The following is a 15,016-nucleotide window of genomic DNA, read 5'->3' on the forward strand; positions in this document are numbered from 1 at the left end:
CTGACAAGGCGGCCGTCCCCTCCCCCAGCCCCGGCCACCGGGACGGCCGCTGCCCTCGGCCCGGCCGTGCCGCCTGCGGACCGCATCGCCGGACGCCCGCCCCCACCGACCCACGACGAGGAGGCGCATCCCCATGCCCCTTTCCCGCAGACAACTCCTGGCCACCAGTGCACTCGCGATAGGCACCCCGCTGCTCGTCGACCGGTACGCCGCCGCGGTGACACCCGCAGCCGGAAAGGTGCCCCCCGCCCGCGGCGGCCTGTACTCCCCCAACGCGGCACCGCTCGCCCCCACCTCGTTCCTGCGCCTGCCACCCGGCGCCGTCACCGCGCGCGGCTGGCTGGCCGGCCAGCTGGAACTCCAGCTCAACGGGCTGTGCGGGCGGTACGAACAAATCTCGCACTTCCTCGACTTCGACGGGACCGGGTGGGTACACCCGGAGAAGGACGGCTGGGAGGAGGTCACCTACTGGCTGCGCGGCTACGTCAGCCTGGCCATCGCCACCCGGGACGAGGCGGCCCTCAAGAACAGCGAGCGGTGGATCGACGCCATCCTCGCCACCGCGCAGGACGACGGCTTCTTCGGCCCCCGCAAGCTGCGTACCTCGCTGAACGGTGGTCCGGACTTCTGGCCGTTCCTGCCGCTTCTCATGGCGCTGCGGTCCTGGCACGAGTACCGGCACGACGCGCGCATCATCCCTGTGATGTCCCGCTTCACGCGGTTCATGAACGACCAGGGCAAGAGCGCCTTCGACACGAGCTGGGTCTCGTTCCGGTGGGGCGACGGCCTGGACGTCGTCCAGTGGCTCTACAACCGCACCGGCGAGAGGCACTTGCTCAAACTCAGTGACAAGATGCACCGCTGGGGCGCCGACTGGACCGGGAAGAAGCTGCCGAGCCGGCACAACGTGGACATCGCCCAGGGATTCCGCGAACCCGCCCAGTACGCCCTGCGGTCCGGCGACTCGCGGCACACCCGCGCCACCTACCGCGCGTACACCGGGACGCTGCACGCATACGGACAGTTCCCGGGCGGCGGCTTCGCCGGCGACGAGAAGCAACGTGTGGGATTCGGCGATCCTCGGCAGGGCTTCGAGACGTGCGGGATCGTGGAGTTCATGGCCAGCCACGAGCTGCTGACCCGCATCACCGGGGACCCGCTGTGGGCCGACCGGTGCGAGGACCTCGCCTTCAACATGCTCCCCGCCTCCCTCGACCCGCAGGGCACCGGCATCCACTACGTGACCAGCGCCAACAGCATCGACCTCGGCCGCGAGGCCAAAACCCAGGGCCAGTTCCAGAACGGCTTCGCCATGCAGACCTACCAGCCCGGCGTGGACAACTACCGGTGCTGCCCGCACAACTACGGCATGGGCTGGCCCTACTTCACCGAGGAGCTGTGGATGGCCACCCCCGACCACGGGCTGGCCGCGGTGATGTACGCGGCCAGCGAGGTGAGGGCCAAGGTCGCCGACGGCACACAGGTCACCTTCCGCGAGGAGACCGACTACCCGTTCTCCGACACGGTGACCCTCACCCTCAGTGCCCCCGAGCCGGTCGGCTTCCCGCTCCGGCTGCGCATCCCCGCCTGGTGCGACAATCCCTCACTGAAGGTCAACGGACGCCCGGTCCCCGCACGTCCAGGGCCGGCGTTCGTGACCGTCGACCGCACCTGGTCCGACCAGGACACGCTCACCCTGCGGCTCCCCCAGCGCACCACCCTGCGGACCTGGAAGGGCAACGGCGACGCGGTCAGCGTCGATCACGGACCGCTCACGTACTCGCTGCGCATCGGGGAGAAGTACGTACGCTATGCGGGAAACACCACATTCCCCGCATACGAGGTACACGCCACCACCCCGTGGAACTACGGCCTCGCCGTCCATTCGCGACGCGACCTGAGCCAGCTGGAGCTGCGGCGCGAAAAAGGCCCCCTCGCGGACAACCCGTTCACCCACGAGGGAACCCCGGTACACATCACCGCCCCCGCCCGGCGTATCGCCCAGTGGAGCGCCGACAGCGAGAACGTGGTCAACCCGCTCCAGCCCAGCCCGGCCCGCAGCGACGCACCGCAGGAGAAGGTGACGCTGATACCGATGGGAGCCGCCAGGCTGCGCATCACCGCCTTCCCCACCGTCTCCCGCTCGGGCCGCACATGGCGCCAGGAACCCCCCTACCACCGGGTGCGGAACGGCCACAGCGGCAAGGTACTCGCCGTCGACGGCATGTCACTGGAGGAGGGCGCCCCCATAGTCCAGTTCGACAACACCGGCACGGGCGACCACGCCTGGCAGCTCCGCCCCCGGGGCAGCGCTGACCAACTGGTCATCCGCAACGGCTACACCGGCAAGATCCTCGGCGTCGAAAACGGCTCCTCGGCGGACGGCGCCCGGATCGTGCAGTACGAGGACCGGGCGGACGCGGACCCGCGCCTGCTGTGGAAACTGGACGACATCGGCGTCGGCGTCGGCGGGGACGGCGAGGAGGAGGACGGCCCGCACCGCATCGTCCACGTACGCACCGGAAAGGTGCTGGGCGTGGAAGGACGGTCGACGCACAACGGTGCCCAGGTCGTGCTGAGCGAGAACACCGGCGCGGACCATCAGCTGTGGAAGCTCGTGTAAGCGGCCCGCGCCGGCCCTGCCGGCAGGGCCGGCGCGGGCCGGGGGCCGTGGCGCTCCGGCAGCCAGGAGATGGCCGGTGGTCCAGACGCGGGCCCAGGCCACGTTCCAGGCTGGGGCCGGCCATCCCGGGCCCGGAGGCGTGCGGCCCCCTTGCCGCCCCGCAAAGAAGCTGAAGGCGGGACTGCCGCCGCGCGGCGCGGCGGCAGTCCCGCTTCCTCAGTCCCGGCCCACGGCGAAGACCCCGCTTTTTCAGTCCTGGCCCACGGCGAAGACGTGGAGCTGGCCGCCCTCCGGGGCGGTGGGGAGCGTGACGGAGGCGACGGTGCGGTCCGGGTCCAGCGGGATGTCGGTGGCCCAGACGTAGGTCGTCATCTTCTCGGGGGTGCCGGAGGGCATCTGGCGGGTGGGCATCGTGGCCGCCGCCGTGTTGTGCGGCGGCGGCTCGGTCGCTCCGTCCAGGTGCCAGTCTCCCAGCCGGACACGGCCGCGGCTCGTGGTGCCGTCGGTGTAGTGGACGGTCAACGTACCGCTGCTCGCCCCCTCGTTGCCCGCGCCGAGGATCCCGAGCCGCCGGGCGCCCCGGTGACCGTCCACGGTGAGGGTCTGGCCGTGGGCGTTCACGTGGTCGGGCTGTCCCGGCCGGGCCGCGGGCCAGCGGTAGCGGATGCCCTCGACCGTGGTCTCCCGGCCCGGGACGAGCCCGTCCTCGGCCAGTTCCTCGGCGACGTAACTGCCGCCATATCCGTTGAGGTCGCCGACCGGGCGGTCCCGCGTGGAGATACCCGCCTCGTCCGCCCAGGGCAGGACACAGGTGCCGTGCCGCGGGGTGACCGCGAGCCGTACCGCGCCGGGCGGCAGGGCGCGGCCCGAGGTGGTGGTGAGGCGCAGCGGCAGAATGAACTGCCCGGGTGCGGTGTCCTTCTCGACGGTGACGCGGACGCGGGCCGGGCGGGAGCCGCTCACCGTGCCGGACGCGCGGTCGAGGTGCACGCCCTCGGGCGCGTCCAGCTTCCAGCGGGCCCGGACCGGGCGGCCGTCTGCGGGGGTGAGGGTCAGCTTCGTCGAGGTGGTGCCGCCGGGGCGGGCGGCGGCGCGGGTGGCGGAGGCGACGGCGGGGAAACGGCCCTCGGCGTAGGAGGGGTAGCGGTCCGCCGCGGCCGTGCCCCAGCGGGTGTGCCGGTCGTCGGTGAGGCGGTAGTGCAGCGCGCTCGCCTTCCCGCTCAGCGCGCCGGCCGTCGTCCAGTTCCGGGTGTGGGGTGAGCCGTCGAGGGTGACGCCCTCGATGTAGCGCGCTCCGGTGCCGGCGCCGGGCGCGGTGATCCGCAGGGTGCGCCCGCGGCCCCGCTCAACGGTGACCGAGTCGAACGCCGGCGTGGACAGAGCCAGACGGGAGCTTCCCGGGGTTTCCGGGTACATGCCGATGCTCGCCCACACATACCAGGCGGAGAGCGCGCCCAGGTCGTCGTTGCCCGGCAGTCCGGCCGGGCCGGTGGTGAACAGGTCCCGCATACGCGGAATGACATCACCTGCCCGGTTGGGGGCGCCGAAGGCGTGGTAAGCCCACGGGGCGCCGAAGGTGATCTCGTTCCCGATCCAGGCATGCGGCGTGTTGGAGCCCGCGTCGACCTGGGTGAAGTGGGTGTCGAGCCGGTCGGCGGCCTGCCGCTGACCGCCCATGCCGGCGGCGAGCGCGGACAGGTCTTGCCCCGTCATCCACTGGTACTGGCCGCCGCTGCCCTCCTGGAACCCGGCGAGGCTCGCCGGGTTGGACTGCGGGGCGAGAGCGCCGTCGGCCATCCGGGGCTTGAGGCGGCCGTCGGCACCGTCGAGAAGGTTCTGCCAGTTGTGGGCGCGCCGCATGAAGGTGCGGCGGGTCCGCTCGTCACCGGTGGCGGCGGCCAGTCGGGCCACCCCGAAGTCGTCGACGGCGTACTCCAGGCTGGTGGCGGCAGCGGAACCGAGGGGCGAGTCGCCGTGCCGCAGGAAGCCGTTCTGCTTCCACTCCCGCAGCGCCTGCCGCTCGACATAGCCGTCCTCGCGGGGCGGTGTGGGCTTCGTCGCCGCCTGGAGCGAGTAGCGCAGTGCGCCGCGTACGTCGAAGTCGCGGGCGCCGAACGCGTGGGTGGCGGCGAGCATGGCGGGAGCCGGGTCGCCGACCATGCCGTTGCTGTGGTTGTGCAGCAGTGTCCAGCGGGGCAGCCATCCGGACTGGTCGGCCGCGTCCACCATCGACTGCGCCATGTCGGAGGCGCGGCGCGGGTCGAGGAAGGCCAGCAGCGGGGTCTGGGTGCGGTAGACGTCCCAGCCGGAGAAGTTGCCGTACCAGGTGCGGCCGTCGGCGACGCGGTGGATCTTCCGGTCGAAGCCGCGGTAGCGGCCGTCGGTGTCGCTGAGGGTCCGCGGCTCCAACAGACTGTGGTACAGCGCGGTGTAGAAGGTCCGGACGCGTGCCGCGCTGCCGCCCGCGACCCGGATACGGCTCAGCTCGCGGTTCCACGCTTCGTGGGTCCGCCGGGCGAGGCCGCCCACCGTCTGCCCGCGGGCCTCGGCCAGGTTGCGGCGTGCCCCGTCCGCGTCGGTGTAGGAGAGGGAAACGCGCACGCCGACGCTGCGGTCCTCTTTGGTGCCGAAGGTGAGATAGGCGCCGTTCTTGGTGCCGTCCGCCGAGGACGAGCCGGCATGGACCCTCTTGCCGCTCCAGGTTCCGTGCGCGGTGTAGGGGCGGTCGAACTCCGCGCGGAAGCTGAGGGTGTACGGCGCCTTGGCACTGCAGATGCCGCCGCTGGTCACCGTGCCGGTGACCGTACGCCGGTCGTCGTGCACCCGCACGCGGGCGCGGGAGACGCCGTTGGCGCTGCCGGAGGTGTCGAGCAGGACGGTGCCGCGACCGCCGTGCCCCTGGGGGAAGGTGAAGCGTCCGGCTCCGGCGCGGGTCCCGGCGGCGAGCCGGGTGTCGACACCGTTGCCGGCCCGCACGTGGTAGGTCCCGGGTGCGGCGTCCTCGTCGGCGTGGTCGAAGGCCGTGGTGTAGGCGTCGGGGTGCGCGGCGGGTGAGCGGTGCACGGTGCCGGGGACCGGCTGGAAGGGCACGTCGCCGAAGGCGGTGCAGCCGCCACCGGACAGATGGGTGAGGCTGAAGCCCGTCAGCTCGTCGTCCTCGGAGTGGTAGAGGCCGGGTGTCTGCTTCGCCGTGTCGGGGCCCCACTGGAGCATGCCGAAGGGGGCCGTGGCGGCGGGGTGGGTGTTGCCCTTGGAGAAGTTCTCCCCCATGCCCTGTTCGATCTTCTGAGAGCTGGGTGCCGTGCCGGTGAACACGTCGACGAGGGAGGCGGGGTCGTCGTCGGGCCTCGCGGACGTGGCCGCCGAGGCGGGGAGGGGGGAGAGACCGACGAGGGGCAGCAGGCAGCCGAGCGTGGCGGCGGCCCACCGGCTACGGGCGCGGCTGGTGTCCCGGCCCCGGCGGCGTGGTGGCCCAGCGTGCGGTGAGGGCGGCATGTCGCTTCGTCTCCTTGGGGAAGGAAGGCCAGGGTGCGGTGCGTGGGGGCTCATTCCGCGCGGTCCTCGCCGCCGGCCGGGCTGAGCCGGACGACCGCACCGCCGTCCGCCCTAAGAGGCAGGCGGAGGGTGTCGCCGCCCTTCAGGTGGCGCGTCCGCCGGCTCACCTCGCCTCCGTCGGCTCGGCCGCCTCCGTCACTTTCTGCGTCTTCTGCGTCTTCTGCGTCTTCGTAGAGCTGCGCCGTCCAGTCGCCGTTCCCCAGCGGGGCCGTGGGGAGGGTGACGGTGCGGGTGCCGCCGGCGCTGATCACGCCGACGTACCACTCGTCGCCGTGGCGGCGGGCGACGGCGGCGTAGGTGTCGGGGTCGCCGCCCAGCAGCCTGGTGCCGTCCCAGGCGGTGGGCAGGGCGCTGATCAGCCGCTGGGCCCGCGGGTGCGCGTCGTAGGCGGCCAGGTCGTCGCCGAAGCACTGCCAGCCGGACTCGTACGCCACAGCGAGGGCGAGTTCGTGGGCCGCCGTGGTCGCGTGCGGCAGGTCGCCCTGGCTGAAGACGGTCGGCGTGTAGTCCATGGAGCCGACGACGTTGCGGGTGTAGGCCAGCATCACGTTGTGCTCGGGCGTGATGCCGGTGTTGCCGGCGACCTTGTAGTACTCCTCGCCGCGCACGGCCTCGCTGGTCATCAGGTGCGGCCAGGTCCGCTGGAGGCCCCGGGGCACGGTCGTGCCGTGGAAGCTGACCATCAAACGCAGGTCGGCGGTCTGCCGCAGCACCCGGTCGTACCAGCGCATGGCGGGCTGCCGGTCGGAGTCGATGAAGTCGATCTTGACTCCGGCGATCCCCCACTTCTTCCACCGCGGCAGCAGCTTCGCACGCTGCTCCTTGGTGGCCAGGTCCTCGTGGTGGGCCCACACCAGGATCTTCACGCCGCGCTCGCGGGCGTAGGAGACCAACTGGGGCATCCACTCCGGCTTCCAGTGCCAGTCCACGAGGGAGTAGGGCAGGTGGTGTGCGGCCGCGTAGTCGACCCAGCGCTTCTGCGTGGCGTAGCTCTCGGGGCTGTCCGGGTCCGCCCACCAGGACCATGCCACCGCACCCGGATCGATCCAGGAGGTGTCGCGCACCTTCGAGGGTGCGGCCAGGTCGGTGACCGCGTCGCTGCCCACGACGTCGGCCGCGTCCCCGACGGCCGCCACCCGCCACGGTGTCGAGCGCGCGGTGAGCTGTGCCTGCGGCAGCCGCAGCCGGTAGTCGCCGCCACCGACGTGCTGGAGGTGCGAGGCCGCATAGCCGCCGTCCACCCCCGCTTCGGTCAGCAGCAGGTAGTCCTTCCCCTTCCCCGATCGGAAGAGCGCGGGGAGAGCCTCGTACCCCTCGCGGGCGTCGGCCACCGTGCTGGACCTGCGCTCCTTCTCGTAGTCGACGCTGTACTCCTGCAACCAGGCCTTCGCCTCCCCGCGCACCCGGAACGCGGAGTTCTCGGCCGTGATGGCGGCGGCCCGCGGCAGCGTGTAGCGGTAGGCGACGGCGTCGTGCGAGACCCGCACGGTGACGGTGAGGCCCGCGCAACGCGCGCCGTGGAAGGTGAACTTCTGCTCGGTCGCGGTGTAGCGGTGGTGGCGGCGCTTCCCCGTGACGGTGGTGTAGGTGTCGCGTACGGTCCGGGGCCCCGCGGTGCGCACGGTGCCGGTCAGGCCGTGCGCGCAGTCCGCCGTGGTGGTGGTGAGGCCGAGCGGTGAGGGGCGCAGCACGCTGCGTCCCTCACGGGTGAGGGCCAGGGTGGGGGTGCCCTCGTCGAGGGCGATCCGGGCCACGGGGCCGCTGCCATGGGCGCCACCCGGCGCGCGGACAGTGACCGGCATGCCGGCAGCCGCCGGAACAGGGGCGGGCGGGGAAGCGGCACCTGCTGCCGCCGTCAGCTCTCCGGCGAGCAGCCCCGCGCAGAACAGGACGGCGGTGGCGCGCCGCCAGTTCGCGGACCTCATACGGCTCGCGGACCTCATACGGCTCGCGGACCTCATACGGCTCGCGGACCTCATACGGCTCGCGGACCTCATACGGTTCGCGGACCTCATACGGTTCGCGGACCTCATACGGTTCGCGGCTCTCATGCGGTTCGCGGCTCTCATGCGGTTCGCGGCTCTCATGCGGTTCGCGGCTCTCATGCGGTTCGCGGTCTCATGCGGGCTCCTGTCGGTCCCGGCCGTGGCCTCGGGTGCGGTCCTGGGCGCGGTCACGGCGGTCGTGGATACGGTCGCGGCAGTCGTGGGTACGGTCGCGGGCGCCTGCGGCCAGCCAGACGGCGGTGTCCGGGGGCACGGAGGTGAGGGCGGTAGGCGCGGTGCGCCCGTCCAGCAGCCGTTCCGCGTCGCCGGGCAGCGGCACATCGGCCGGCCCGAGGTTCACGACGCAGCGCAACGGGCCGACGGTGAAGTCGAGGATGCCGGGCGCGGGCTGCGGGTTCCAGACGAGCTGCTCGTCGGGCGCGACGGCGGCCCGCACCCGCAGGGCGCGGCGGTAGAGGGACAACATACTGCCCGCCTCGCCGCGTTGGGAGGCGACCGACAGCGGGCCGAAGCACTCGGGCTGCGGCAGCCAGGCGGGACCGGCGCCGGGGCCGAAGCCGTACGACGGTCCGGACGGCTGCCACGGCAGCGGGACCCGGCACCCGTCCCGCCCCTTGCGCGCGCCCGACGAGCGGCGGCTGACCGGGTCCCGCAGCGCCTCGGGTGGCAGGTCGGCGACCTCGGGCAGACCCAGTTCCTCGCCCTGGTAGAGGTAGACGGCGCCGGGCAGCGCGAGCAGCAGCAGAACGGCGGCGCGGGCACGGCGCTCCACGCACGCGGCGTCCAGGCGCGGAGCGGTCCCGTCACAGCGCAGCCACTCCTCCGGATCGGCCCCCGGCGGCAGGGCCAGACGGGAGGGGTGCCGTACGACGTCGTGGTTGGAGAGCACCCAGGTGGGGGCGGCACCGTGGGCGGCGGCCAGCGCCAGGGAGCGGTCGATGGTGGCGCGCAGGGAGGCCGCGTCCCAGGTGCTGCCCAGGAAGTCGAAGTTGAACGCCTGGTGCAGCTCGTCGGGGCGGGTGTAGAGGGCGCGCCGCTCCAATCCGGCCCACGACTCGGCGACGCCGACGCGCGGTGGCCAGTAGCCGTCCATGACGCGGCGGAAGCCCCGGAGCAGCTCGTGGACCTCCTCGCGGTCCCAGAAGGGGTGGGTGCCCTCCCAGCCCACACCGACGATCTTGTGGTGCACCTGGTCGGGGCCCAGGTCGCGGAGCGGGCCTGTCAGTTCCTTGGCCATGCCGTGGCAGACATCGAAGCGGAACCCGTCCACGCCGCGGTCCAACCAGAACCGCAGGATGGCGTGGAACTCCTCGACGACCTCGGGGTTGTCCCAGTTCAGGTCGGGCTGCTGCGGTGCGAACAGGTGCAGGTACCACTGGCCGTCACCCACCGGCTCCCAGGCGGGCCCGCCGAAGACGGACTGCCAGTCGGTGGGCGGCGCCGCTCCTGCGTCCCGCCCGTCGCGGAAGACGTAGCGGGCCCGCTCCCGGCTGCCGGACGGCGCCGCGAGTGCCTGCCGGAACCAGGCATGCTGGTCGGAGGTGTGGTTGGGGACGAGGTCCATGATCACGCGCAGCCCCAGCCCGTGCGCCTGGGCCAGCAGCCGGTCGGCGTCCTCCAGGGTGCCGAACCGGGGATCGACGGCACGGTAGTCGGCGACGTCGTAGCCCCCGTCGGCCATCGGTGAGGCGTAGAACGGCGTGAGCCATACGGCGTCGGCGCCGAGTTCCGCGACGTGGTCCAAGCGGTCGGCGATCCCGGGCAGATCACCGAAGCCGTCACCGTCGCCGTCGGCGAAGCTGGGGACGTAGATCTGGTAGATAACGGCGTGGCGCCACCAGGCGTCCCGGCCCGTTGCAGGGTCGGCCCGGGGACACGGAACAGTGGAATCGTGCGGCTCGGGGACGACGCGGGAGTCGTTCATCAAGGCCTCCAGGGACAACGGCACGCAGCCAGCCCAGCTCCGGTACCGGCGGCGGGGGCCGGCGCGGGCGGCGGGCCAGTACGGGCGGCGGACCAGTACGGGCGGCGGGCCAGTACGGGCGGGGCGGGGCGGTCGTTCGCGGTGTGGCGGTGCCGTGACGTGACGGTGACGGTGGCGAAGTCACGAGGGAAACCGGGCCGGGCCGGGCCGCGGAGGCGGTCCTCGGCGGCCGTGAACAGATCAAACGCGCCGAAGCTGCCCGACTTCAAAACGAGATTGACAGAATGACCACGCCAGCACGCCCCGGCCCAGCACACACCCGGAGCGAAAACCGGACCGATCCGCAGGGACCGCAGCCCCAGCGCGGTGACCACCGCTCCGGAGGTCTCTCCCCCGGCGACGACGAACCGCCGCACCCCCCGCTCGGCCAGTGCGCGGGCACAGTCGGCGAGGGTCTCCTCCACGGCCTGCGCCACGCGTGCGGCGCCGTAGCGGGCGTGTGAACGGCGTACCGACGCGGTGTCGTCCGCGCTGTGGAGCAGCACCGTGCGTCCCGCCGCCAGGTGCGGGGCCGCCCACTTTGCCGCGGCGGCAGCGGCGCGTGCCGGGGAGGCCAGTGCCTCGGTCACCGGCAGGTGGCGGTTGGGCAGGGTGCGGCGGGCGTGCGCGATCTGCTCCGCCGTCGCCTCGGAGAGGCTGCCCGCGAGCACCGCCGCGGGCCCCGGCGCGACAGCGATGTCCCGCGCCTCGGTGGTGCCGCCCGGCAGCGCGAGGGCCAGCCCGGAGCCGCCGGTGACCAGCGGCAGGTGCCGGGTGGCGTACTCGACGGCTGACAGGTCGGAGTCGTCTATGGCATCGGTGACCACCGTGCGGACGCCTTCGCTCCGCAACCGCGCCACGTGGGCGCGCACCGCCCGCGGCCCCGCGCGCAGCACCTGGTGCGGCAACAGGCCGACGCCGTGGGACGTCTGGGGGCGCAGCACGCGGACGAGGTCGGAGTCGGTCATCGGCGTGAGGGGATGGTCACGCATGCCGGTCTCGTGCAGGGGGCGGCCGTGCACGAAGAGGTGACCCTGGTAGACGGTACGGCCGCCTGCGGGGAAGGCGGGACAGGCGATGGTCCACTCGGCGCCGGTCGCCTCCAGCAGGGCGTCGGTGACCGGACCGATGTTGCCTTCGGGGGTGGAGTCGAAAGTCGAGCAGTACTTGAACCACAAACGCGTGCACCCCGCCTCGGCCAGCGCCCGGTGTGCGCGCAGCGCGTCGGCGACGGCGCTCTCCCGTGGCGCGGTACGGCTCTTGAGCGCCACCACGACGGCGTCCACGTCGGCAGGCGCCGCCCGCGGTACTCCCACCGTGACCACCGTGCGGTGCCCCGCGGAGGCCAGGTTGCCCGCCAGGTCCGTGGCCCCCGTGAAGTCGTCGGCTCTGCAGCCGAGTGCCGGACCGGTACTCACCGTGCGCCCGCCAGCCGGGCCAGTTGTGCGGCCCCCGACTCGGGCGAAGTCAGCACGGGCACCGGCAGGTCGTCCTGCGAGAGGCGTTCCAGCGCCGTGGCCATCGACGCCTGGGCCAGGACCAGGACGTCGTGGCCGGCGGCGAGACGGACCGCCTCGGCGGCGATGCGCTGGTCATGGGCGTCGGTCCGTCCGGCGACGCGGGCCTCGTACGCGCCGGGACAGGTGCTGGTGGTCACCGTGACGGCCTTGCCGGCGTCCTCGGCCTTGCGCCGCACGAGGTGGGCGGTCGGCACGAGGGTGGAGGCGAGGGTCGCCAGGACGGCGATCCTGCGGCCCCGATCGACGGCCTGCTCGGCCATGGGATCGTCCACTCGCAGCACCGGGATGGAGACGTGCGCGCGGGCCTGTTCGGCGGCCTGCCCGATGGACGAGCAGGTGACCAGCACGGCGTCCGCGCCGGCCGCCTCGGCGTGGCTGACGTAGGCGGCGAGCCGGTCGGCGGTCCGGGGCAGCGGCCCGTGGTCGATCGTGTCGGCGAGCAGGCTCTCGTCCACGACGTGGTACGGCCGGGCCGCCGGAGCGTGCCGGCGTACCAGCGGCTCGAAGACGGCGGGCAGCGACGTGACGGTGTGCAGCACACACACCCGAGGTCCGGCGCTCACCGCGCGCTCCCCCGCACCGCGGCCGGCGCCTCCCACCAGGGGCGGCCGTGTTCGGCGACCAGTTCGCCGAGCATGGCCAGCCGGTCCGCACACTCCCCGCGCAACGCCGCTTCGGGGCCGGGTGCATCGAGTGCCGCCGTCCACACCGCGCGCCCGGCCAGGAAACCGGAGGCCCCGGCACGGCAGGCGGCCTCCACGGCGCGGGGGAAGTCGTCCGCCGCCACGCCCTGCGAGAGCACCACCCACGGGACATCGACCACGGCATCGATGCGAGCCGCCCGCGCCGCCAACGCGGAGACGGTTCCAACACCGCCGCCGGGCACCTGGCACTTGTAGACCGAAGGCCGCAGCGGGGCGAGTTCACGGGCCGCCTCGACGATGGCCTCGTCCAGTACGAACGACCCGGCGGTCACCTCCTCGGGCGTGGCGCGTGCGACGGGTTCGAGCACCGAGGCGAGCCCGGCGCGGCGGCACAGCTCCACGAAGCGGGCCGCGAGCGCGACGCGCCGCTCACGGTGCGCGTCGCGGCGCCAAATGACCAGCAGTTTGAGTCCGCGGGTGCCCTCGGCGCGGGCGGCGTCCGGATCGGCTTCCTCGTCGAGCCAGGTGTCCTCGACGGGCCCGCCGGGGCGCTGGTCGAGGCGGTCGACGGCGAGGATGGGCGCGCAGGTGTCGGGGAGCACGCGCGCGTCGAGCACGGGGCGGTAACCGTGGTCGGCGTCCAGCAGCAGCGCGGAGGCGTACGGGCCGAGGCAGCGCGCCGTGGCGAGCTTGAAGTCGGTCAGCCGCGCGTCGCTGACCGGGCCCTCGTGCGGCCCCTGACGCTCGGCCATCATCGTGCGCAGCGAGTCGCGTTGGTCGGCGGCGACCATCGCGAACGTGCCGTCGGGTCGCGCCAGCGCCGCGGGGGCGAGGGAGCCACCCGTCAACGCGGGGGCACGGTCGGTCTGTACGGCTTGCTCGGGCGAGCTCACGAAGCGGGACTCCTTGTCGGACGGAGGGTCGTACGGGACGGCACGCGGGGCCTGCGGAAGCGCATACGGACCGCGCGGAAGTGCTGGACGTGGCGGGTTCGCCCGGCCTGTCGAGGCCGACGGACTTGCCGGACCTGTCGAGGCCGACGGACTTGCCGGACCTGTCGAGGGCGACGGACTTGCCGGACCTGTCGAGGGCGACGGGGCGGGCGGGGCCGACGGAACGGACGAGGGTGACGGGACCAACAAGGGCGACGAAGCGGACGAGGACGACGGGGCCGACGGGGCCGACGGGGCCGACGGAGGCCGTTGAGGTGCGACCAGGGGCAGGAAACGTGTGTGGTGCCGTGACCGGTGGAGGGTGGCCGCCTCCGGGTCGGGGGTGAGCGGCGTGCAGGGGAGCCGCAGCGCCTCGGGGTCGCCACCGAGCGCCGCCCCGGCCCAGGCCGCGGCGCCCAGCGCGGCTGCCTCGGGCTCGGCACACACGGCGACGTCCCACGGGCTGACGGCCGCCTTGAGCGCGGTCCAGGACCGCAGCCGGGTCGCTCCGCCGAGCAGGGTCACCCTGCGCGGCGGGACCCCGGTGAGCGTCGCCTGGGTGTCGGTCATCCAGCGGGCGTGGTGGGCGGCGCCCTCCAGCAGTGCGCGGGCGAGGTGCCCGGCGCCGTGGTGCGGGCGCAGCCCGTGCACGGTCAAAGTGGCGTCGGGGTCGGGGCGCGGGGAGCTGCGGCCGTACAGGTACGGCTCCACCATCAGCTCCTCCGGTCCCGGGTCCGCCTCGCCGGTGGCCGGGCCGCTCTCGGATACCAGGCGGGCGAACGCCGCATAGCGGTCGCTGCCGTGGGTCTCGTGGGGGTTCAGGGCCGCGCTCAGGAACCGGTCGCAGAACCACTCCACCAGCGCGCCCGATCCCTGCATGCCGGCCAGCACGATCCATCCCCGGCCGTCGACGTGCCGGCCCCAGGACATGCCCTCGGCGCCGGCGGCGGCCACGTCCGGCGGGTGCGCGGCGACCGTCAGCACCGCCTCGGCGGTCCCCATGGAGTCGGCCACCTGCCCGGCACCCCGTACGCCGCACGCCCAGGCACCGACGGGATGGTCGTGCCCGGCGACCACCACGGGCACCCCGGCCCGCAGCCCTGTGGCGGCTGCCGCTTCGGCGGTGACGTGGCCGACGGGGGCGCCGGGGGCGTGCACGGGCGGCATGTGGTGCGGCCCCAGCCGGGCTTCGGCCAGCAGGTCGGGCAGCCACGCGCCCGCTTCCGGATCCCAGGCCATGGTGCGCTGCGCGAAGGTGGCGTCGGTGCCGAGCCGTCCGGTCAGCGCGTGCGCCACCAAGTCGGCGGCCCCCGCCCAGTGGCGCATCCGCACGGGCAGGTCCGGCATCCCGGCGGAGAGGGCGCACCACTTGGCGAGCGGCACCTTGGCCTGCGGGAGCACCCCGGTACGGGCGTGCAGTGCCGCTCTCCCCCATCTGCGGGCGAGGCGCTCGGCGTACGGCGCAGGCGCGGGGTCGGACCAGGCGAGGACGGGGCCGAGCGGTACCCCGTCCCGGTCCAGCGGGGCGCCTGCCTCGGCCATGCCAGTGACACCGATGGCGTCGGGTTCCCGGTCTGCCGACCGCAGGCAGTCGCGCAGCGCGCCGAGCCCGGCGGCGAGCAGGTCCTGTGCCGGGTGGTGGTGTCCGCCCGCGCCGCCGCGCGGGGTGCGCCGCTGGGCGCGGGCGAGGACCGTACCCGAGGCGTCGCACAGCAGCGCCTTGCAGTGGGTCGAGCCGATGTCGACACCGGCGAGCGCGGCGGGCGGTGTCAT

Annotated in this window: 7 protein-coding genes; 1 reads left to right on the forward strand and 6 read right to left on the reverse strand. The window is 73.7% G+C overall.

What is annotated here, in order from left to right; all coding sequences use genetic code 11:
• Nucleotides 1-133: 133 nt before the first annotated feature.
• On the forward strand, nt 134-2,623 hold the full coding sequence (locus AB8Z75_RS01015) for a beta-L-arabinofuranosidase domain-containing protein (protein ID WP_369199393.1): 2,490 nt from the start codon (nt 134-136) through the stop codon (nt 2,621-2,623).
• 249 nt (nt 2,624-2,872) lie between these two features.
• Here AB8Z75_RS01015 and AB8Z75_RS01020 read toward each other — a convergent pair whose 3' ends face one another.
• The 6 genes from AB8Z75_RS01020 to AB8Z75_RS01045 all read right to left on the reverse strand — a co-directional run bounded on the left by AB8Z75_RS01020 (nt 2,873) and on the right by AB8Z75_RS01045 (nt 15,016).
• Nucleotides 2,873-6,118, reverse strand: coding sequence for a GH92 family glycosyl hydrolase (locus tag AB8Z75_RS01020; protein ID WP_369199394.1), 3,246 nt, complete (start codon nt 6,116-6,118; stop codon nt 2,873-2,875).
• 50 nt (nt 6,119-6,168) lie between these two features.
• The gene (locus tag AB8Z75_RS01025) at nt 6,169-8,103 is read right to left on the reverse strand and encodes a glycoside hydrolase family 97 catalytic domain-containing protein (protein WP_369199395.1); all 1,935 of its coding nucleotides are present in this window, start codon (nt 8,101-8,103) and stop codon (nt 6,169-6,171) included.
• 193 nt (nt 8,104-8,296) lie between these two features.
• On the reverse strand, nt 8,297-10,108 hold the full coding sequence (locus AB8Z75_RS01030; RefSeq protein ID WP_369199396.1) for a glycoside hydrolase family 13 protein: 1,812 nt from the start codon (nt 10,106-10,108) through the stop codon (nt 8,297-8,299).
• Nucleotides 10,108-11,565, reverse strand: a complete 1,458-nt coding sequence (otnK, locus tag AB8Z75_RS01035) for a 3-oxo-tetronate kinase (RefSeq protein WP_369199397.1) — start codon at nt 11,563-11,565, stop codon at nt 10,108-10,110. The genes AB8Z75_RS01030 and otnK overlap by 1 nt, the downstream gene beginning before the upstream one ends.
• Nucleotides 11,562-12,230: an aspartate/glutamate racemase family protein gene (locus tag AB8Z75_RS01040; protein ID WP_369199398.1), complete on the reverse strand. Its 669-nt coding sequence runs from the start codon at nt 12,228-12,230 to the stop codon at nt 11,562-11,564. Before AB8Z75_RS01040 ends, otnK begins: the two co-directional genes overlap by 4 nt.
• The gene (locus AB8Z75_RS01045) at nt 12,227-15,016 is read right to left on the reverse strand and encodes an FGGY family carbohydrate kinase (RefSeq protein WP_369199399.1); all 2,790 of its coding nucleotides are present in this window, start codon (nt 15,014-15,016) and stop codon (nt 12,227-12,229) included. The genes AB8Z75_RS01040 and AB8Z75_RS01045 overlap by 4 nt, the downstream gene beginning before the upstream one ends.

Origin of the sequence: Streptomyces sp. PU-14G (genome assembly GCF_041028275.1) — a bacterium.
Taxonomy (GTDB): Bacteria; Actinomycetota; Actinomycetes; order Streptomycetales; family Streptomycetaceae; genus Streptomyces.